This window comes from Guptibacillus sedimenti, from assembly GCF_028610665.1.
Lineage (GTDB): Bacteria > Bacillota > Bacilli > Bacillales > Guptibacillaceae > Guptibacillus > Guptibacillus sedimenti.
In genome coordinates this window covers 202,626-223,374 of sequence record NZ_JAQQWV010000002.1, presented here as the reverse complement: position 1 = coordinate 223,374, position 20,749 = coordinate 202,626, and the positions used below count along the sequence as shown (strand labels likewise).

Annotated in this window: 24 protein-coding genes; 6 read left to right on the top strand and 18 right to left on the bottom strand. The window is 42.2% G+C overall.

Annotated features, from left to right (window positions below):
- Positions 1–138: 138 nt before the first annotated feature.
- Both PQ578_RS09390 and PQ578_RS09385 read right to left on the bottom strand, forming a co-directional pair.
- On the bottom strand, positions 139–1,122 hold the full coding sequence (locus PQ578_RS09390) for a Gfo/Idh/MocA family protein (RefSeq protein WP_273833819.1): 984 nt from the start codon (positions 1,120–1,122) through the stop codon (positions 139–141).
- Between the two features lie 199 nt (positions 1,123–1,321).
- A complete protein-coding gene (locus tag PQ578_RS09385) occupies positions 1,322–2,218 on the bottom strand; it encodes an acetamidase/formamidase family protein (protein ID WP_273833817.1) in 897 nt (298 codons plus the stop codon).
- A 418-nt stretch (positions 2,219–2,636) separates the two neighbouring features.
- Here PQ578_RS09385 and PQ578_RS09380 point away from each other — a divergent pair, with 418 nt between their 5' ends.
- Entirely contained in the window at positions 2,637–4,052 is a 1,416-nt protein-coding gene (locus PQ578_RS09380; protein ID WP_273833815.1) for an alkaline phosphatase, read from the top strand.
- 65 nt (positions 4,053–4,117) lie between these two features.
- Positions 4,118–4,795 (top strand): DUF4352 domain-containing protein, encoded by a 678-nt coding sequence (locus PQ578_RS09375; protein ID WP_273833814.1) that lies wholly within the window; start codon positions 4,118–4,120, stop codon positions 4,793–4,795.
- 115 nt (positions 4,796–4,910) lie between these two features.
- On the opposite strand, the gene PQ578_RS09370 is transcribed toward PQ578_RS09375, so the two are convergent.
- The 6 genes from PQ578_RS09370 to PQ578_RS09345 all read right to left on the bottom strand — a co-directional run bounded on the left by PQ578_RS09370 (position 4,911) and on the right by PQ578_RS09345 (position 8,179).
- The gene (locus PQ578_RS09370) at positions 4,911–5,084 is read right to left on the bottom strand and encodes a hypothetical protein (protein ID WP_160920443.1); all 174 of its coding nucleotides are present in this window, start codon (positions 5,082–5,084) and stop codon (positions 4,911–4,913) included.
- 71 nt (positions 5,085–5,155) lie between these two features.
- Positions 5,156–5,353 carry an IDEAL domain-containing protein gene (locus tag PQ578_RS09365; RefSeq protein ID WP_273833809.1) on the bottom strand — a complete coding sequence of 66 codons (198 nt, stop codon included), beginning with the start codon at positions 5,351–5,353 and terminating at the stop codon, positions 5,156–5,158.
- A 166-nt stretch (positions 5,354–5,519) separates the two neighbouring features.
- Positions 5,520–5,723: a hypothetical protein gene (locus tag PQ578_RS09360; protein WP_273833807.1), complete on the bottom strand. Its 204-nt coding sequence runs from the start codon at positions 5,721–5,723 to the stop codon at positions 5,520–5,522.
- Between the two features lie 5 nt (positions 5,724–5,728).
- Positions 5,729–6,088: a nuclear transport factor 2 family protein gene (locus tag PQ578_RS09355; RefSeq protein WP_273833805.1), complete on the bottom strand. Its 360-nt coding sequence runs from the start codon at positions 6,086–6,088 to the stop codon at positions 5,729–5,731.
- 28 nt (positions 6,089–6,116) lie between these two features.
- Positions 6,117–6,599 (bottom strand): hypothetical protein, encoded by a 483-nt coding sequence (locus tag PQ578_RS09350; RefSeq protein WP_273833803.1) that lies wholly within the window; start codon positions 6,597–6,599, stop codon positions 6,117–6,119.
- Between the two features lie 152 nt (positions 6,600–6,751).
- On the bottom strand, positions 6,752–8,179 hold the full coding sequence (locus PQ578_RS09345; RefSeq protein WP_273833801.1) for a sodium/glutamate symporter: 1,428 nt from the start codon (positions 8,177–8,179) through the stop codon (positions 6,752–6,754).
- Between the two features lie 304 nt (positions 8,180–8,483).
- On the opposite strand from PQ578_RS09345, the gene PQ578_RS09340 reads away from it, so the two are divergent.
- Positions 8,484–9,242, top strand: a complete 759-nt coding sequence (locus tag PQ578_RS09340) for a Cof-type HAD-IIB family hydrolase (RefSeq protein WP_420541555.1) — start codon at positions 8,484–8,486, stop codon at positions 9,240–9,242.
- 84 nt (positions 9,243–9,326) lie between these two features.
- Here the strand turns inward: PQ578_RS09340 and PQ578_RS09335 are convergent, their stop codons facing one another.
- The gene (locus PQ578_RS09335) at positions 9,327–9,866 is read right to left on the bottom strand and encodes a FixH family protein (RefSeq protein WP_273833797.1); all 540 of its coding nucleotides are present in this window, start codon (positions 9,864–9,866) and stop codon (positions 9,327–9,329) included.
- 250 nt (positions 9,867–10,116) lie between these two features.
- Here PQ578_RS09335 and PQ578_RS09330 point away from each other — a divergent pair, with 250 nt between their 5' ends.
- Together PQ578_RS09330 and PQ578_RS09325 are read left to right on the top strand one after the other, a co-directional pair.
- Positions 10,117–10,530 (top strand): excalibur calcium-binding domain-containing protein, encoded by a 414-nt coding sequence (locus PQ578_RS09330; protein WP_273833794.1) that lies wholly within the window; start codon positions 10,117–10,119, stop codon positions 10,528–10,530.
- Positions 10,531–10,597: 67 nt separating this feature from the next.
- Positions 10,598–11,236, top strand: coding sequence for a class D sortase (locus tag PQ578_RS09325; RefSeq protein ID WP_273833792.1), 639 nt, complete (start codon positions 10,598–10,600; stop codon positions 11,234–11,236).
- 71 nt (positions 11,237–11,307) lie between these two features.
- On the opposite strand, the gene PQ578_RS09320 is transcribed toward PQ578_RS09325, so the two are convergent.
- Both PQ578_RS09320 and PQ578_RS09315 read right to left on the bottom strand, forming a co-directional pair.
- Entirely contained in the window at positions 11,308–12,252 is a 945-nt protein-coding gene (locus tag PQ578_RS09320; protein ID WP_098442622.1) for a ribose-phosphate diphosphokinase, read from the bottom strand.
- Positions 12,253–12,512: 260 nt separating this feature from the next.
- On the bottom strand, positions 12,513–13,010 hold the full coding sequence (locus PQ578_RS09315; RefSeq protein ID WP_273833789.1) for a DUF1648 domain-containing protein: 498 nt from the start codon (positions 13,008–13,010) through the stop codon (positions 12,513–12,515).
- A gap of 142 nt (positions 13,011–13,152) precedes the next feature.
- Here PQ578_RS09315 and PQ578_RS09310 point away from each other — a divergent pair, with 142 nt between their 5' ends.
- Positions 13,153–14,004 carry an STAS domain-containing protein gene (locus PQ578_RS09310; protein ID WP_273833787.1) on the top strand — a complete coding sequence of 284 codons (852 nt, stop codon included), beginning with the start codon at positions 13,153–13,155 and terminating at the stop codon, positions 14,002–14,004.
- 43 nt (positions 14,005–14,047) lie between these two features.
- Here the strand turns inward: PQ578_RS09310 and PQ578_RS09305 are convergent, their stop codons facing one another.
- The 7 genes from PQ578_RS09305 to PQ578_RS09275 all read right to left on the bottom strand — a co-directional run bounded on the left by PQ578_RS09305 (position 14,048) and on the right by PQ578_RS09275 (position 20,552).
- Positions 14,048–15,013, bottom strand: a complete 966-nt coding sequence (locus tag PQ578_RS09305; RefSeq protein ID WP_273833785.1) for an aldo/keto reductase — start codon at positions 15,011–15,013, stop codon at positions 14,048–14,050.
- A 74-nt stretch (positions 15,014–15,087) separates the two neighbouring features.
- Positions 15,088–15,516 carry a GNAT family N-acetyltransferase gene (locus PQ578_RS09300; protein WP_273833783.1) on the bottom strand — a complete coding sequence of 143 codons (429 nt, stop codon included), beginning with the start codon at positions 15,514–15,516 and terminating at the stop codon, positions 15,088–15,090.
- Positions 15,517–15,636: 120 nt separating this feature from the next.
- Positions 15,637–16,422, bottom strand: coding sequence for an ABC transporter ATP-binding protein (locus tag PQ578_RS09295; RefSeq protein WP_273833781.1), 786 nt, complete (start codon positions 16,420–16,422; stop codon positions 15,637–15,639).
- A gap of 18 nt (positions 16,423–16,440) precedes the next feature.
- Positions 16,441–17,442, bottom strand: coding sequence for an NAD(P)/FAD-dependent oxidoreductase (locus tag PQ578_RS09290; RefSeq protein WP_273833779.1), 1,002 nt, complete (start codon positions 17,440–17,442; stop codon positions 16,441–16,443).
- 12 nt (positions 17,443–17,454) lie between these two features.
- Positions 17,455–18,489, bottom strand: coding sequence for a FecCD family ABC transporter permease (locus PQ578_RS09285; protein WP_273833778.1), 1,035 nt, complete (start codon positions 18,487–18,489; stop codon positions 17,455–17,457).
- Positions 18,489–19,541 (bottom strand): FecCD family ABC transporter permease, encoded by a 1,053-nt coding sequence (locus PQ578_RS09280; RefSeq protein ID WP_273833776.1) that lies wholly within the window; start codon positions 19,539–19,541, stop codon positions 18,489–18,491. Before PQ578_RS09280 ends, PQ578_RS09285 begins: the two co-directional genes overlap by 1 nt.
- Positions 19,542–19,604: 63 nt before the next feature.
- Entirely contained in the window at positions 19,605–20,552 is a 948-nt protein-coding gene (locus PQ578_RS09275) for an iron-hydroxamate ABC transporter substrate-binding protein (RefSeq protein ID WP_273833773.1), read from the bottom strand.
- Between the last annotated feature and the right edge of the window lie 197 nt (positions 20,553–20,749).

Sequence of the window (20,749 nt, the reverse complement as noted above, 5' to 3'; positions counted from 1 at the left end):
CTATTAATATCGTACCCTTTTGAAACTAGTTCAAACGGGCTGGATGAAAAGGCTTACGTTTTTTTATTAGGTGAAATAAAAAAGCCGCCACTAGCGCAATATGCACGTGACGACCTGAGATAAATTAAACCTTTCGCTTTATCGGTGATCGGCCGGAAAAATGACTCCGATTTGCTTCCGTGCTTCATCCATTACTTCAATCGAACGGAGAGAATTTTCATGTGAGTTGATCAAAGACTGATCCTTACCGGCCTGGATCAGTTCAATAAACTCCTTCGCTTCATACATCATCGTATGGGATTGCGACTGTGACAGGTCTTCAATCGATCCATCTCGATAATGAATTTTCACATCCATCGGTGAACCGATCTTGTCGATGAGAATACTCCCGTTCTCCCCTTGAATTTCAGATGGAAGATGAGAATCTGTGATTTTCGAAAACATAATCACTGCTTCTTTGTCTTCATATCCAAGTAAAATACTGCCTTCTCCATCAACGCCCGACTCAAGCATGACGCCTTCTGCCTTAATCGACTGCGGCATGCCAAGCATGGATACGACAGGATAAACGCCATATACGCCGATATCCATCAGTGATCCATTTGAAAACTTAGGGTTAAATGCATTTAGCACTGTTCCTTCTTTATAAGCATCATAACGCGACGAATACTGGCCGTAATTCGCAACAAAGCGACGAATTTGACCAATTTTATGCAAATTCTCTCGCACCATGTGCATGTTCGGCATCACGGTGGATTTCATCGCTTCCATCAAAAGAACGCCGTTACGAGTGGCAACCTCGACCATTTGTAAGACCTCACGTTTATTTGACGCCATCGGTTTCTCACAAAGCACATGCTTCCCAGCGTTCATGAAAATGATCGACTGCTCTGCATGTAACGAGTTGGGACTCGCAATGTAGACGGCATCAATGAGCGCGCTGTTCGCCATTTCCTCAAGACTTGTAAACGTCGCCTCTGCTCCATGCTTCTCAGCAAATGCCTGAGCTTTCTCTTCCGTTCGAGAATAAACCGCCGTAAGCTTAAAATCGCTAAGCTCAGTCGCCCCCTCTAGAAAATTATCCGTAATCTTATTTGTTCCAACAACTCCAAAACGAATCATACTAATCTTCCTCCAATTCATTCAACAAATTCGACAAGTGACAGGCACCGCGAAAAACCGCGAAAAAAACGCGATAACCGCGTCACCGCATACCGAGCGCTTCCCGACCGTGTCCGCGTCACCAAGTATATCTCATGCGAGTGACAGGCACCACCCGAAACTATCCGAATCACCCGAACTATTGTCAGCATATGTCGAATCAAATAAGGCGTACGCCTAGCTGCTGCTCTAACCATTTCGGTACAACGAATCTTGCTGTTAGTAGTGGATCCACGACCTGACACACTTCAACCTGTCCAATTGCACTCATCAGCATGGTTGCTTCACTAATCGACATTCCGCTTTTCTCCACAACACGATCGACCATTAGCTCGGTTGCAAGTGTTACCGCTTCATCAAGCGTGGCAGCTGAAGCAATCTGGGTAATAACTTCAGCGTTTTCAAGCATCGGTTGAACGAGAGACTCCCCCTTGATCACTTCAAGCTTAACTGTTGCTTTACCAGGAACTTCAATTCCTGAAACACTCACTTCACCGTCCCCCATCGCTGCATGAAAATCACCTAATCCGAACAGTGCACCTTCCGCAAACACTGGAAAATAGAGCACCGCTCCTTCCGTAACCATCTTATTATCCATATTTCCGCCGTGCGCACCAGGTGTGCCACACGAAACACCATCGCCTTCTGGAGCGACACCAATTACGCCGATCATTGGATTTAACGGGATGCTAAGGTTATTGAAACAAGCAGCCCCATCTTGAATTGGAATCATCTTTGACTCCATTTCTTTTAAACGATGTCCCATAACCCCAAGATCTGGCCCAACGACCATAACGCCCTGATCTCCAATTTCAAGCTTTTCAATCGAAACTTTTAACACATCTCCAGGTTGTGCATCCTTCACATAGATTGGGCCAGTTGCAGGATTCACTCGGTTCCAATCAATTCCAGTAATCTCATCTTCCTCCGATTGAAGCTGATTCATAAAACAGTCATACGTCACGATTTGAACGCTAGTTCCTGATGGTACGATCTTTACAGGCTTATGCGTTTTGTTAAAATCATAGATCACCGAATCATTCATAACTAAGTCCATTTCAATCTCCCCTTTTAAATTTTTTTATTATAATGATAATTTTAACAGTTTCGTAGAATCATTGCCTATTCCTAAGACTGCTGTCTCACACGACCTTTTTCTTCTATGTAATAGGTCGTGTGAGAATAGACATTAAAATGCTTTTCCTGTCAATAAACACTCCCATTCCCCTCGCTCTTATGACCTAATTCTTCCAAAAACTCTTGTAAAATGGTTTCGCTATCATTACGATCATAGACAGAAACACGAGATGTGCACATGATAAGAAACGTGACGTTTTCGAGCGATTCCACGTTTTTCCGACCATGACGATCGACCTTATTATCTTAAAATGATCCTTACAATCGATTAACATCAGCTTCACGTTAAACAAGTAAACTATGATTTGTGAGAAAAATTGAACCGGGGGGAAATTAATATGTTTAGTAAAAATGCCAAAAAGAAGCTTATTCCATTCGCTGTTATTTCATCACTAGCTGTAGCTGGATTTGCTGGGATTGGTACGGACACAGAAGCAAAATCTGAAAAAAGTAAAAACCCTAAAAACGAAATCGAGAACGTCATTTTCTTAATTGGTGACGGCATGGGACCGGGATATACAACGGCATACCGTTCTTTTATGGATGACAAAACTACACCTTATATGGAAAAGACAGCTTTCGATGAATATCTCGTTGGCGCTCAAGAAACCTATTCATGGGATCCAGAAGAGAGTGTAACGGACTCGGCGGCAGCGGGTACGGCGATGGCAGCTGGAATCAAAACTTACAACGGCGCCATCTCCGTTGATATGGATAAAAATGAAGTGAAGACTGTTCTTGAAGAAGCAAAAGAAAAGAACAAGGCTACTGGACTTGTTTCTACTTCTCAAATTAATCATGCCACGCCAGCATCATTCGGTGCTCATGATGAATCGCGGAATAACTACAATGACATTGCAGACGACTATTATGATGAGATGATCAATGGAGAGCATAAAGTGGACGTATTGCTTGGCGGAGGAACTTCTTACTTCGAGCGCTCGGATCGCAACCTAACGGAAGAATTTCAAAATGATGGCTATAGCTATGTCACTTCAAAGGACGAACTCGCACAAGACGACAACGAACAAATTCTTGGCCTGTTTGCACCTAAAGGAATGGACAAAGCAATTGATCGCACAGAAGATGCTCCTTCTCTTGAAGAAATGACTGACGCTGCTCTTGAGCGCCTAAGTGACGACAAAGACGGCTTCTTCCTTATGGTCGAAGGTAGCCAAATTGACTGGGCTGGTCATGATAATGACGTTGTTGCTGCAATGAGTGAGATGGAAGATTTCGAGAAAGCTTACGAAGCGGCGATTGAATTTGCGAAAAAGGACAAGCATACACTCGTAGTTACAACAGCTGACCACTCTACCGGTGGCTTTGCGATGGGACGCGACGGAGAATACAAGTGGGATCCAGCTCCACTTAAAGCTGCCAAAAAGACACCTGATTACATGGCAGCACAGATTGCTGAAGGTGCAGATGTGGAAAAAACACTTACTGAAAACATCGATCTTGAATTAACATCTGAGGAAATCGCGTCTATCAAAAAAGCGACTGAAACAGGCGATGTGGTGGAAATTGATAATGCGATTGAAAAGATCTTTGACATCCGCTCAGGAACTGGCTGGACAACTGGCGGACATACAGGTGTCGACGTGAATGTGTACGCGTACGGCCCACAATCCGAAAAGTTCGTCGGCCTTCATGATAACAATGAAACAGGTCAATTGGTGATGGATCTTCTTAACGCAAAACAAGAAAAAGATCATGGAAAAAATGACGATGATCACAAAAAAGACAAGTAAAAAAAACGTCCCGTTGCTTCAAAAAGCAGCGGGAGTTTTCTTTCTTACTGAGGAGGTTATTTTACATGAAACAAGTACTGATCACCCTATGTACTGCCTCTCTTTTTCTTGGGGGCTGCGCTACTAATGCGAACCAGCAAGCTAGTTCACAAACAGAGAACACGACAACCGTAACAAAAGCAGAGGAAACAAATACAGATCAAAAGGAACACAAAGGATTAATAGATAGTCCACAGGCACCTGATGACAGCTCACTAACTGAAGTTGGCCAAACTTATCAGGATGCAGACGGCTCTATTACGTTAAAAGCAAGCTCTGGTTTTAACGAAAAAACGATGCTTGGGGATGTTGAGCTAACCGTTTCAGATGTGAAGGTAATGGCCTATGCGCCCTCCCCTGACTTAATCGATTTTTTTCATGGATATTCGAACGATGAAACAAAATTCAACTATGTAAAGATTCGCGTCCATGTAAAGAACACGTCGGATCAAACCGTTAACTTTGCACCAATTTCAACACTTGAAACGAGTGACGGTGAGAAGAAAGGATTCGATGATGACTTTTACCTCGAGAACCTTTACGGAGATTACGCACCTGGTGAAGAAAAAACCGGACAGCTCGGCTTTGTTCTGAATACGACTGACCTAGAGAAACTGGATGCCCTAACAATTCAAACCAGTGATGTGTTCGACAAAAATGAAGAAACGCTAACGAAGGGCCAATCGATCACCGTGCCTTTTTAAAGATGCCCTTCAGGGTGTCTTTTTTTCGTTTCGCGGAATAAATGAATTTTCCGCGGAATTACTGGATGTTTTCGCGGAATTCTACCGATTCGACACGACGAAATACGCACTCAGCTCAGCCATTCTTAACGATTCCGACCGTTTTATAGCCTTTTTTTATGAACCAGAGAAAATATGTCACAAATGACAGACCAAGTCCGCCGAAAAGAAAGACAGATTGGAGCTTGTACCCTTTATTTTCATTGATCCATTCCATCACAACATAAAAAACCGCCGCTAAATCTAGCATCAACATCTCCTCCTGAGTGTTTGAATACTAGATTATAAGCGAGCGGTTTAACATATATGCCAACTTTTTCATTATGTGAGTGAATTAAGACGATCAGTTAACTGCATAAACGTTTCACGGTCGCGACAATCGAGCGCCTGGTCAATTTCTTTTTTTAATATATCTTGTTTTTGTTCGATAGTGGAAGCATTGATGTGTTCGAGTAGTTGCGCGACCATTTCCTGTCTCTTTTCCGAAATCTGATTTTGGTAGACTTTTCGATTCTCCATCATCCAATCCTCCATTCATATTGATAGAAACGCTTCTACGTTTTCTATGCGATTAATTACAGTTTAACCGATTTTTACGAATTTTAAACAATAGTTTAGAAGATTCTAATAAATAAGGTCGAATTTTGTACTATTTTACTAGGCTAAGGAAAGATTCGCCTTTTACTTACATCGTTTCACTGCGATTTTTCTTATACAGACAATAGCCTTCATAGAAATAATAGCAACTTGCTAGGAGACATCCGATAAACGAAATGAAATTAAACCCTAATAGTCCGTATTCTTTATGAATGAGCAAATCCAAAGACCTCGCGGATGATAGAAGTAGTAAGCACCCGATCAGATTGTTCACCCATGATTTGTTCAACATATGCTCTAGATCCCCTCCCGCTCTTCAATGATAAAAGAATGGATTTGCTTAATAACCCCATCTTTAAATTGATTAAAACGATACGTATCGCAAAAGGCGTAGGTTTTTTCACCCATCTGAATTTTCCCTTCGACTGCTGCAGTAACACCATGGGTGATGATTGTATCGATCATAAGTTTCGCTTCATCTTGTTGTGGAGGCATACGATTCAATGCTTTTTCAAAATCGGTCTTCCCTTCGATCTTCTCCATACCAATGAGGTGCCATTGGACATCATCTGTCACACTCGCGAGCACAGCGTCACGATCCCCGCTAATAAACGCTTCATTGAACGCCCTTAGAAAATTTTCCTTTGCTGTCGCCATTTTCTTTCACCCTTTCTGAATCTTTTTCTTACATCCAATTCATCCCCCACAAGCTTTGAAGCAGCAACATGTAGCTCGTTAAAAGAACCGTGACGATGATAAAAATAACAATAAGATATCGAAATACCTTCACCTTTTTTAATGTCATGATAAAAATAATTAGTGCGATCGCTGCACAAAGATAATAAACAAAGAAGAGTTCATAAGAGGTGTATGGCCCCATAAATAAACCAAAAACAGCAAATTGGAGGTCAAAACTAAGAATGGCGTAAGAAAGCCATGTATTAGTACTGTTGTAAATGATACTCGTAGCTCCTGCAAGTATAAAAGAAATCAAGACTAGAACAACAAGCGACCACTCATAAACGAAAAACATCTCCTCATTCGAAACAGCAAATTGATACCCAATCATCGATAAAGGTACTATCATCAATAACATTAGTGCGTTTATTTTTACATAGCTTAATTCCGTGAGTTTCAAGTCATCACGACTAAGTTCTGGTGTACCCAAAGAATCCCTCCCGACGAAATCCAAGTCCGCTCATACTCTATACCATTTTCTTTTTATAATGTAATTTCCCTTCTACTTTCCTAAAAAAACACTCACTTCTTCCATTTTATAAATAAAAACGCCATTTCTGAAGTCAGAAATGGCGTCATCTATTAGTTATTTTTGATATGCTTTCCTTTACCGAAATAATAAATACCCGATACAACCCCGAGTATCACCATGATCACAGCGAAGATCAGTCCTGTTACCGCACCGAACTGCACAATGAACGGAACGGATAGTGCCGTCACTAACCCTCCTCCTAGGAATGGTTCATAAACAAGCTGTTTGTAACCAAACGCTTCAAACGCAGGGGATTCATTATCAGGATCAACGATCCGCATAAGAAGCAAGCCGGTTGCCGTCACACCCATCGATTGACCAAAGTCACCGATGCCTCGTTCAAACCAGTAGTCAGGAATGATCTTCGGTGCAAGCATTAGGAAGCCGAATAAATTCCAGCTTATTCCTGCAACCGCAAGAATAAGGAATGGCACAAGGTATTCACCAATTACGTCGAGCGACACTGTCGCGATAGCTGTGATAATTAACACATCAAGCGCAAGTCCTTGTATACGATTGATCATGCGACGATCGACAAGGTTGTATTTATCTTTTTTGCTGAAGAACACTTGAAGAATAATTCCCCCGAACATCGCGATCGGGAAGAGCGGAATATACTTCATAAAGCTTGAGCCAGTCCAGTTTGTAATCGTAATGCTTTCTAGACCGATTAATCCTTGAAGGATCAACCAACCGATTAGAATAGCAAGCATCACAATAGCGAGGTGAAACGAGAGCGGTTCAATCGACTCAGGACGAGTCGTCATTTTACCTGCTGGTTCACGATTTTGGTATTCCATGATTCCCTGTTTACGAAGGTCAGAAAAGCCGTTCACATCTTTGATGACCTTCGTTTTGCCTCGACGTACTGCCCAATTAATGAGAATAATACCGAAAACAACACCAGAAAGAACACCTACCGTCGCAAGACCGATCGCAAGGTCAAAGGCTTCTTCAAAGCCAAGCTCTTCAAACGTACTTGCCATCCCTGCTGCGGTACCGTGTCCACCTTCAAACGCCACTTCAATCAATGCCCCAGCCATCGCTGGAATATCGAAAAACGGTGTAAGAATAAAAATGGCTACGAGTAGCCCGATTACGTATTGGCCCCAGCCAATTGCCCAGCCGAATGCTAACTGAGGTCCACCGAACGTCCAGATATCACGTAGCTTTGGCATCGTTGCGCCAAGAAATAATGAGGCAAAGACAACATTAATCATTAACCCTGGCAACGCAGACCATACTTCTATAATTGTATTCGTCATAATTCCACTCGCAAGAAAATGATCTTCCGAAACGAAATTTAACATGATCTTCCCGAGCACCTGTGGGCCGAGAAGCAATGCTACAAATCCACCGATAATGGAGGAAGGTAGGAATAAGTTCTGTAAGACTTTTACTTTCAAACGAATGATCTTCCCTATTAAAAGAAAAACACCGATATACAACAATGCGAATCCAATTTGTTCCGGATTCATTTCTTTCACCTCTTTGGTTTTTATGATTCCTCAGCTCATGAGGCAGCTGCTTCACCAAATTGGTGATACGAACAGTCCACTTTTTCAGTTCCTCGAATTTCAAACAGTAAAACTTATTTTTGGAAATTCCTTATAAAATTTTTTAGTGCATCTAATCAGGTGAAGCTATCTCGTTCCCAGTCTCTTTTTTGTCAAAAAAATGATTCTGGCGATCTATGGTATAATCGATAAATCTGAAAAAAAGTTCCAAGTTGCAAATACTACAGTTCGACATCAATTTAGTTTAAACTTAGAGTAGATAAAAATAGGAGTGGTAGAGATGGAAAAAGAGATCAAACTAATTGCATTAGATATGGATGGCACATTGGTCAATCATGACGGAGAGGTGTCAGAGGAAAACGAAGCTGCTGTTCAACGAGCAAAAGAAAAAGGCCTTCATGTTGTATTAAGTACAGGACGCTCACTACCGTTCTGTCGTGATATTGCAGAACAGCTTGGTCATTCTGCTTACCTGGTTACGGTAAACGGTGGACAGATTTATGATAAGGAATTAAACCTTGTCGATAGCTCTCACCTGGATTATGAACTTGTCGAACGTTTGTGGGAATTAAAAGTGAAGCATGACGTGTATTTCTGGTCTTCTACGACAGAAGGCGTATTCAATACGCAAAAACCATTTGATCGCGAAATCAATGACTACACGTGGTTGAAATTTGGCTTTGATATTAAAGATGATGATATCCGCAAAATCATTACAGATGAAGTGATGGCGAATGAAGCCTTCGAGGTAACGAATTCAAGCCCTACGAACCTTGAAATTAATCCGTCTGGCGTTAATAAAGCTGCTGCTCTCATGAAAGTTTGTGACTGGCTTGATCTTTCAATGGAAAACGTAATGGCAGTTGGAGATAGCATGAACGACATTGCGATGATCCGCGAAGCTGGCTTTGGCGTTGCCATGGGTAATGCTCAAGAACGCGTCAAGGAAGCAGCGGATTGGGTAACAAAAGACTACACCGAGCACGGCGTTGCTCACGCCATTGATCAAGTGCTGAAGGGATAAGCGTGCCTGTCACCACCCGATTGAGCTCAATTAATGTCGAAGAAAGGCGAAGTGGAGTATCTCCACTTCGCCTTTCTTTCACTACTACTTCTCCGCGACTTCAAGCACATAAGGTTTATGCGCATGAAGCTCGTCCCCCTTCTCAACGTGAACTTTCAGCTTGTACGTTCCTGGCTCGGAAATTTCTGAGATCCCCTCATACACACCCTCACTGTTTTCATCCGCATCTGTGTAGGTATGCTTCTCCTCTCCTTCTATCCAGTATTCAAAACGCACATTTGCTTCAGTCAGTGACTCCCCTGCTTCGGTGACGGTTGTCACAAGAAGAGCTGGATCCATCACATCATTCTTAAGTGAGATGCTTACATGTCCTCCATGACCATGACCTTCCTCATGTTCACGATCGTCTGCCTGATCTTCTGAAATCTTGATCTCAATCCCAGCATCAGTCGTTTCTCCCACTCCTTCTCCATTACTCTCGACCGTACTGCCAGTCTCTTCGCTGTTAACACTACTCATCTCTTTACTACTTGTTCCACCTGTTCCAGCACCGTTACCAGGGTCTGAACATGCACCAAGCGCTAACAAACAGGCCATTCCAAGCGCAATGGGTCCTTTCTTCATCTGCTCTCTCTCCTATCCACCTACTTTTCTGTCTATGAAGCTAACGAATCGAACCGCTTCATGGATCATCCCATTTTATTTAAAAATGAAATATCTTACCTTCACATACTTTCATGAAATTTATTTCCCTCTTATAGTAAAATATTCTCTTTATTCAATTAATTCTGACAAATTGTATGATCTTTCCTTAGGAAACTGTTACCCTATAACAAGGGATGGCAAAAAAATACTTAATCCGGGGAGGAAGAAGATGAAAAAGCTCGTTTCTTTGTTAGCAACTTTCTTATTGGTATTTGGTTTTACAAACGTAGGGTATGCAGCTGATGATAAGAATTGTGATGACTTCTCTTCTCAAGAAGAAGCGCAAAATTATTATGAAAGCAACAACCCTGATGAGGATCCGAGCGATCTTGATCGAGACAACGATGGACAAGCATGTGAAGACTCTTCCTACAGTGGCTCCGATTCCTCTGACGAAGAAGCAGCGTCCAGCGGCGAAGCTTCAGATGAAGACATGACAAGCGAAGAAAGCTCAGAAGCAGCTGACAGCGAAGGCGCTGAAATGGCCGATACAGCGACAAGCTATCCGGTTTATATGTTGCTTGGACTTGCCATCGCAGCATTTGGTTCTCTACTACTTTTAAAAAGACGCGTTCATTCTTAAGGCACATACCATCCCGACGAGATAGGCGACCATCGCCTATCTCGATTTCTAAAGAAGGTGATTGATGGTGGTTAAGAAACTCAGTATTCTACTTATTATAACCGGCATGATTGTGACGGGATGGAGCGGCTATGAATGGTGGACTCAGAAGAGTGCTGCTACGTTTCAACCTGAAAAAGCTCAAGCTATTTCAATAGACTGGGAGGAAACCGATTATCAAGAGACAGTGAACCGAGAAGTGGTTCATACGAGTGACGTCAAGCCACAGATGAAAGCGAAAACGGGAGAAAAAATCGGTGAATTAACGATCCCTCAACTAGGATACCTTTACCCGATCTACTGGGGAACGGATGAACAAACGTTGAAACAGGGAGTTGGTATGTATGACACAGCTTTCACTACTTTACCAAATCAAGCAGGCCACACCGCCCTTGCAGGACACCGCGATACCGTTTTTGACGGTCTTGACCAACTAAAAAAAGGCGATCGTCTTTACCTTACATTAGATGATACAACGTATGAATATCAAATCCGCAAAACGTGGATTACAGACGAGCATGATCGTAGCGTCATTGTGGAAAAGAATTCCCCCACTCTCACACTCACCACGTGCTATCCGTTTGATTACCTCGGCTCTGCACCAGATCGGTACATCATTCAGGCAAGCTTAATTCAAATCAATGAAGGAAGTGACTCGCCATCATGAGTCACTTCCTATTAAATTTCGCTTTCACCAATAAAAAAGAGAACTGCTTCTAAACAGTTCCCTTCATCATGTTATCGAATTTGGCTAATCGAAAGCTTTTCCTGAACGATTCGAATCGCTTCAGCAAGAAGCGGTGCAATCGATAGAACTTTAATTTTATCAAGATCTTCTGAATCTGGAAGAGAGATGGTATTCGTTACAACCACTTCTTTAATGTTCGATTCAGCAATTTCTTCCGTTGCATGACCAGAAAGAACAGCGTGGGTAAATGTAGCGTACACATCTTTCACCCCATTTTCCTCAAGAATGCGAGAGGTGAACGTTACGTTTCGACCAGTATCAATCATATCATCAATGATGATGGCTGTTTTCCCTTTCACATCGCCAATGACGTTCACAGTGGATGGTTCTCCTGTGTCATAAGAGCGACGATCAATCAAAGCGATTGGTGCATCTAGCATTGACCCTAATTTACGTGCACGAAGCGCACTGCTATTATCAGGTGCCACAACAACAACATTTTCCAAATTTTTGTTCTCAAAGTATTCAGCAAGGATTGGAATACCAGAAACCTGGTCAACTGGGATATTGAAAAAGCCTTCAATTTGATTGGCATGCAAATCAATGGTTAACACGCGAGTTGCACCAGAACGCTCTAGCATATTCGCAATCAACTTTGCAGTAATTGGCTGTCTTGGTCCTGTTTTACGATCCTGTCTCGCATACCCGTAATAAGGCAAAACAACATTAATCGTTTTAGCAGATGCTCGTTTTAATGCATCAATCATGATCAAGAGTTCCATCAAATAGTCGTTTCCTGAGCCTGCGATGGATTGGACAAGGTATGTATCGCAACCACGGATGCTTTCCTCAACGTTCATGTGGATTTCACCGTCACTAAATCGCTTAACGGAACAATTCCCAACTTGAATTCCAAGCGTCTCAACAATTTCTTGAGCCAACTCCGGATTTGAGTTTAAAGCGAACACTTTCACATCTTCTTCATGGCGTAGCATATCGTAGCTCCTTTATCTTTCGTTTATCACGATTGGTTCAGCTAGCCTTAATGACCCTTACTTAAGGCAACCTCACTCGATTAACTGTATGGATTACATACATATGTAATTAGTTTAAACTTCTTCTCCACTATACCATACACAGAAGGGCAATTTCTGTAGATTTTTTTTGGATTTTCATCGAAAAATCATCGAAATGTTCACGAATTTAACCTGTATGCGCTTTACTTTTTTTAATAGAAGTTTTCACAGATTATTTTCTATCTCCACCTAATAGAATGCACAATATAAAGAATAATCGCACTAAAGATCAGCGTAAGAAAGAGTGGCATCACCCACCAATTCAGACCTTCTCCAATCCCCTTTGCAATTTGCACACATTCCACTGTTAAATAAGCAAACAAAAGCGCGATCGTATTTTTCAAAAAGCGCATGAGTATAACTGCACTTCGATATTGTAGAGCTGCATTGCCCTCTGTGATTTTCACCACATAATTATACCTATGAGGATAACGTTCAAGAACAGTGAAAACTCCCCAGATCAAAATACCAAGCATTGGGAAAAGAATGATCGCCGTTTTTGAACCCCAATTATCCGCTTCACCTGCCGCATTAAAATGGATGGGAACGCGATTAGGTACGCCTGACCATTCCAACGAAAGATAGACGATGCTTAGAAAAAGGAATGTAAGTGTCGCTACATCAAACCATTTCTGAATTAACGTCTTATTAACCTCAATTCGTGGTCTATTTTCCATTTGCTATCTCTCCTTTCCCTACTCGTTTTACGTATGACCTAAATGGAAAGTTCCCACAATTTGCTTCTATTCCTTTCTTTACTATAAAATATAACGGACAGGATCAAGTGACACATAATCGTTTTAAGGAGAGTTATTGTCTATGACGAATGAATATAATTTAGACTCTACGGAGTTTTATTCACTAAAAAACGCTTCTAAACGATTATTTAAGTTAATTAGCGATCGTTTAAGTGTGAATACCGCTTATGTTACGAAGCGTGGAGAAAATGCCATGACTGTTGTAAGCTCTTACAATGAAAAAGAAGAAATCATTCCAGAAGGATACGCTGTCGAGTATAGCGGTACATATTGTCGATTAATTATTAATGATAGGGATAACGTCATGCATACAGCTAACCTGGAACATGATGAATTTACGCGAGAGCTAGAGGTTACCTCTCAACTCAAGGTAAAAGGATTTCTCGGAGTTGCTTTGACGGATACCAATGGAAAGGTTTTTGGTACACTTTGTGTGATGGATAAGGAAGAGAAGTCATTCAGTGAAGATGATATTTCTTATTTAAAATCTATGGCTGAAATTCTTTCCTATATAATCGAACTCGATCAAACAAAGTATAATATGGATTTCTTAAGTGTTCCAATTGTTCCCATTACAAAAGGAATTTCTATTTTAACGTTGCAAGGCATAATCGATGAAAGAAGAGCTGAGAACATCATTAAACAAGTCCTTCAATATGGAGCGAATCAACAAATCAATCATTTTATTGTTGATTTATCAGGCTTAAAAATTGTTGATGGTTATTTTCCAGCAATTCTTGGAGACCTCTTTAAATCCATTCAATTGATGGGAATCGATACAATCATTACTGGGGTTACACCCGCTATCGCTCAACAAGAAGTAGCCAACGAACAACTTCCCCATTTTAAAACTGTTCAAAACCTTGAAGCTGCACTTGGCTACATTGGCTTTGAATTAGTAGAAAAAGAATAGCAGATTAAAGCCGCAATCTGATTGGATTGCGGCTTTTGTCCCTTTACATCTTCGCTACTTTCCTTGATTCCTCATCAATTCGCTTCATTTCATCCTGCGTTAGTTTAAATCCAAGCACCTTGACATTATCTTCCGCATGCTTTAACTTCGAGGCGCCAGGAATCGCTACAACCGTCTGATCGTGAAAATGAACGAGCCAGTTTAACGCAACTTGACCGGCTCCGACGCCGTATGAATGACCAATCTCTTTTAATAAGTCGATTAACGGCATTGTTTTTGCTAACCCCTGCGGTTTAAATTGAGACATGTGTTTACGTGGACCTGAGAGGTTTGCGACAAGTTCAGGATTTTGATGGAACTTTCCTGTTAAAATCCCCTGCTCAAGCGGAGAATACGCAATGATTGTGACGCCATTTTGCTTAGCAAGGTCCAGCACCCCGTTCGTTTCAATCCGTCGATCAAGTAAGCTATATTTCATTTGATTGGATGCAAGATTCACACCATGCCGTTTCAATTCTTGAATGGCTCGATCCATTTTATCTCGATTGAAATTACTTACCCCCACTGCGCCAATATGACCTTCTTTGACGAGTGATGCCATTTGCTTCATTTCTTTTTCAGGAGAAGAAAAAGAAAATGGTTGATGCACCTGATACAAATCAATTCGACGACCATGCAGAGCATCTTTTCGCTTTTGGATCGTACTTGAAATGGAGCCAGCTGTTCGAAGAAGCGGCCACCACTTTGTTGCAATGAGTGCATCCTTCTCTTCAACTTTGAGTCTTTTCAATGCACCAGAAAGAGCTTCCTCTGATTTTCCTTTTCCATAAGCTTCTGCTGTATCAAACCAGTTAATCCCACCATCAAGACTCATTTTCACGATCGCGTCCATGTCTTTTTCAGATATCGTCGAAAAGTAACTGCCAATTAAGCCGCTCCCCTGACTGAATTGCCATGTTCCAAGTCCGATTGGCGAAATCTCATAATTTGTTTGACCTAGTCTTCTCACTGTTACGCCACATCCTTCGTTTGTCTTGCACCAAGTATAGCACCAGGCGACAGCTATAGGTTAAGATCATGCTTCTAAAGAGTTAACCCCTTTTTGAATACAAAGCTAACCTGATCATAAGACATCTTTTCTTTGTAGAAACGGTGGGCTTCTTTCTTTTGAACACCGGAAGACAGAGCCACAGATTGATACCCGTTCTCGAGAGCCCAGTTTTCAACAAACGTAAGAAGCTTTTCTCCATAACCTTTTGAACGATGTTGTTCGCTAGTGACAAGATCACAAACCCAGACAAACCTTCCATAGTAGAGCGTAATCATTGGCTTAAATCCAGTAACCGCAACAAGTTCATCTCCATCATAAAGCGCATATAGTCGATACATGTCTTTCTGATTGGCTTCTTCTACTAAATCAAGATAAGTTTTCTCATCCAAATGCTGGCGAAGCTCTTGCATCACTTGAAATGCTTCAAGCCACTGTTGCTTCGTTTTCATTTCCTTAATCATGACGTCCTCCTATGAACGGTCGATCTAGATACGAGTTTGTCTTATGTATTCGCTAGAAAAGAAGATGATCCTTCCACAAAAAAACCTGCTCCATTATAAGGAGCAAGTTAATTCGACATTTCATAGACTTGCACAAAGTCCATACGGTAAGCAAAGTGGCTGCCCCGAGCGAGGATCATAAATGATATCACTTCGAACCCCAAACACTTCTTCTAAAGTGTCTGACTTCATCACTTCAATCGGTGTTCCCGTTTTCATCACTTTTCCTTTTTTAATTGCTACTATATGACCTGCGTACCGACTGGCGTGATTTAAATCATGCACGACCATGACGATCGTTCGCTTTTCTTGAACATTTAACTTTTGCAAAAGCTCAAGTACCTCAAGCTGATGCGCCATATCGAGGAAAGTAGTTGGTTCATCAAGGAATAGAATTTTCGTATCCTGAGCAAGAGCCATCGCAATCCAGGCGCGCTGGCGCTGTCCACCTGAAAGTTGATCAATCGAACGGTTGGCAAATTCCCCAATCCCCGTCATTTCAATTGCCCAGGCAATCTTCTCTTTGTCTTCCATCGTGAGAGCTTTCAAGCCTTTTTGATGAGGAAAGCGACCGTATGTGACAAGTTCTAAAACCGTTAGCCCTTCTGGAGCCGTGGGGTTTTGAGGAAGGATTGCTAATTCTTTCGCAAGGTCGCGCGTTTTTTGCTCATGAATCGCCCGTCCATCCAGGTAAACCGTTCCACTTTTTGGCTTCATTAATCGAGATAGCGTTTTAAGAATGGTCGACTTCCCTGATCCATTCGCCCCAACAAGAGCCGTAATCTCACCCTCGGGTATGGTTAGATTCAACTGATCCACAATGATGTTTTCTTGATAACCTATGTTAAGATTTTCTGTTTCAATCATGACGCTCACTCCTTTCGCTTATACTTCTACAAAATCTTTATGGTGCGTCGAATACATCGCCATGGCTTCTGCGTCAGGATCAAGAAAAGCTTTTGCACTGTTCAACGCCTTCGGGCCTTCCGCAAGACCGCCTGCAATGAGTGTTAAACGGTGAGGGTATGTGACAATATCTCCTACTGCAAAAATTCCAGGTATACTCGTTTCCATTTTTGCATCGGTAACCACTTTTCCATCGTTCATCGTCATTCCCCAGCTTTGGATGCCGCCTAAGTCGAGATTGAATCCATGATTAACAAGGAGTGCATCGATTTCAACTACTTCTTTTTCGCCTGTGTCGACATGAGTAAGAACAACCTGACCAATGCGCTCCTTACCAATCACGTCAGAGACATAACATGAACATTTGACGTGCGTATCTGAATTATTCATTTCTGTGATACTACTTTCATGACCACTAAAAGCCTCTCTGCGATGAACAATCGTTACTTTATCTGCGATAGGTTCAAGACGATTCGCCCAATCGATTGCCGAATCACCTCCTCCAGAAATCATGACATGCTTGCCCCGGAAGTCTTCGACACGGTCCACGGCATAGTAGAGGTTCTTCCTTTCAAAATGCTCCGCCCCATCAACTGGAAGCTTTTTCACCCCAAGCGTTCCATGTCCAATAGCTAAAATAACTGTCCGAGTATAATGCTTTTCCCCATTATGACTCGTTAAGATATAGGTTCCGTCCTCTGCTCGCTCAAGTCCGTCCACTCGTTCTTCAAAAACCATTGTTGGATCAAATGTGCTCGCCTGTTCTTCAAGCTGCTTGATCAAATCTGCTCCGGAAATGCCAGGAATCGCACCGATATCTCGTAGAATTTTCTCTGGATAGAAGTAGGTTACCTTCCCACCAACTTGCGGAAGGTATTCAATAACTTTCGTCTTAAGCTCACGCATGCCGCTATAAAAAGCTGTAAATAACCCAATTGGCCCTCCACCAATGATCGTCACATCATAAATTTCATTCTTCACATCATTCGCCTCCTAAGCTTTTGCTCTAGCAAGTAAATATAAAAAGTACGGTGCTCCGATAATTGCTACCATAATACCAGCATGAATTTCAGATGGTGCTAGAATCGTTCGACCAATCGTATCCGCTACTAAAAGCACAAGTCCACCTGCGAGAGCTGATAATGGCAAAAGGAATCTGTGATCATTTCCGACTAACTGTCGTGCAAGATGTGGACCAACAAGACCAACGAAACCAATTCCTCCGCTTACAGACACACAAGCGGATGCAAGTGCGACCGAAGCGCCAAGAAGTAAGAAACGCTCTTTTTCTACTTTCACACCCATTCCGGTCGCGAGTTTCTCCCCAAAATTCAATCCATCTAGCGTTCTTGCTTTATAGAAGATCAATGCAAATAAAACGAAGATCCATGGCAGTAACGTGAGCACATGAACCCACGTTGTCCCCCAGATCTTTCCCGCAAGCCAAACAGCGATAAACTGATAGTCGAACGGATCCATTCGAAGCGTTAAGATGGTGATAAGAGCACTAATCCCGGCAGCGACCGCAATCCCATTTAATATCAATCGCTGAGGCATTAACCCTTCTCTTTTGCTGTACGAAAGCGCATAAATGACGATTGCCGTGACACACCCGCCAATTAACGCTAGGAACGGCATAAGAAGAATAGGGGCATCCGTCGTTTTCGGGAAAAAGGAGATAAATAGAACAACCATTAAAGCGGCCCCACTATTGATTCCGAGTATACCCGGATCCGCAAGAGCATTACGTGAAATCCCTTGAAGGATACAGCCAGATACCGCTAGCCCTGCGCCAACAAGAATGGCAATAACGATTCGAGGCAAGCGAAATTCAAATAAGATTAACGACTGCTTCTCTGTACCACTGCCAAACAACGTTTTCACGACCTCGCTAGGACTTAATTTCGTTAAACCTGTATTTAAGCTAATAAAAAAGGTCGCAATGATGAGAAAAAGAAAAATGCCCATCATCACATAGCGCCTGCGGTTTCTTTTCCGCTGTACATGAAATAAAGAGTCGATATTCATCACAACTCCCTCCCTTCACGTCTCGCTACGTATAGAAAGAAAGGGACACCGACAAGAGCGAAAATCGCCCCAATCGGCGTTTCATATGGGGCATTAATCAGCCTTGCTCCCATGTCAGCAACAATCATAAATAGTCCTCCTAGAACCGCTGAGCATGGAACAATCCACCTGTAATCCACACCGACAAGAAACCTCGCAATATGAGGAATCACAAGACCCACAAACCCAATTGGACCAACTGCTGATACGGCAGCTCCCGCCAGTACAAGTACAACAACTGCAGCAAGTGCTTTAATCCATTTTGTCCGCTGACCAAGACCTACAGCTACATCTTCCCCAAGACTGAGTAGCGAAATAGACTTCGAAAGAAACAGTGCCACAATAAGCGCAATCACGATCCACGGCAATAAAATTTGAATTTGCGGCCATTTCAAACCAGCTGTGCCTCCTGCAAACCAAAAAGCAAGATTTTGTGAGAGTTGAAAATGTATGGCAACGCCTTCACTGACCGCGGTGAAAAGTGCACTTACCGCGGCCCCTGCGAGGACTAGACGCATCGGCGATAATCCATTTCGAGAGAGAGAACCGATACCGAATACAAGTGCAGCCCCGATTCCAGCTCCAATGAAAGAAAATAACATCAGGTTCGTATAGGAAAGAACCGGGAAAAAGGCAAAACTAAGCGCAATCATCAAGGTTGCCCCAGCATTTAAACCAAGTAACCCCGAGTCTGCAAGAGGATTTCGAGTCACTCCCTGCATGATCGCTCCAGCTACTGCAAAACTTGCGCCAATTAAGATGTCGGCAACTGAGCGAGGCATTCGAAACTCACGAATGATGGAATGTTCGGTTGAAGTGGCATCAAATTGAAAAATCGCTTGCCAAACTGTCATCAACTTAATATCTGCCGCTCCAAGTGCGACCGATAGTCCCAGGCTCAAGACGAGGGCAGCACTACCTGCAACAAGAATGAGCATCGCTGTGACAGGTCGCGATTGAACAGCGAGCTGATTTTCTATTGGTTTTGCCGTCGGTTCAGCTTTCTTTGACATAGGATGACTCCTTGCTTTATGTATTGAAAAATAGTCCCGGTGCCTGGCACCAGGACTTCTTATTTATTTATTATTTTCTTTTAACGTGTTGACGATTAAGTCGAGCTGACCTTCAACAGCGATTGGGTCATAATAATACATATCTTCAAAATTCATTTCATAGAGATGACCGTTCTTCACAGCGTCTAGATTTTGCCAAAGCGCACTTTCTTTCGTTTCTTTTAGCACATCTTGATTATCCTGAGCAGCATACTCGGTATAAAACATGTGGTCTGCCGCGTATTCAGGTAATACTTCAAGTGAGATCTTTTTCCAATTGTCGCCTTCGATCACATCCTGTTGAATCTTCTCAGGAGCTTTTAACTCAAGCGCATCATAGATGACCTGACCACCGCGTCCAAAGTTATCTCCGAACACATAGAAATCTTTTGTTTGAACTTCGTAAATCCCTACTGTCTCATCTTCACCGATAACACCGTTCAATTCTTCACGGGCAGCTTCTGCTTTTTCATCAAATTGCTTGATCCACTCTGCCGCAGCTTCTTCTTTTCCTGCAATTTCACCCATTGCGGTTACTTCTTCATCTAGAGAATCATATGTTCCAAACGGCATAAGCACAGTTGGCGCAATTTTTGACAGCAAATCATATTGTTCTTGATCCGTTACCACAATCAAGTCTGGATCCAATGACGTAACTTTCTCTACTGAAGGTGGCGTGCCGATATCATCAATATCTGCGATCTGTTCTTCAGTAAAATAAGGATTATCAAGAACAAATTGATCTGGTGCACCTACTGGCGTAATCCCAAGCGCCAGGAAATAACCAACATAATCCGTTGCTACGATACGCTCTGGATTCTTAGGTATATCAAACTCCTGTCCATCTGGTAAGGTGAAGGTTTTCATCTCTTCGCTGCCTTCACTCTTTTCGTTCTCATTACCGCAAGCAGCAAGTATAAGAACGAGCATTAACATCAGAATAAGAGTAATCCTCTTGTTCATAACTTTCATTGTATGTACCCCCTAAGTGATATTGAGATTCATTATCATTTAGAATGATAGCACCTTCCTACCTTCTTGTCTATCTCATATCATGAATTTCCGATTGCTTAAAACGCTATTCCTACGGTTTTGTTAGCGTTTTCAAATCTTTTTAGAAAAAGTTTCATGTGAAAAAGTGGTTTATTCCACTCTCACTAAGGTTATTA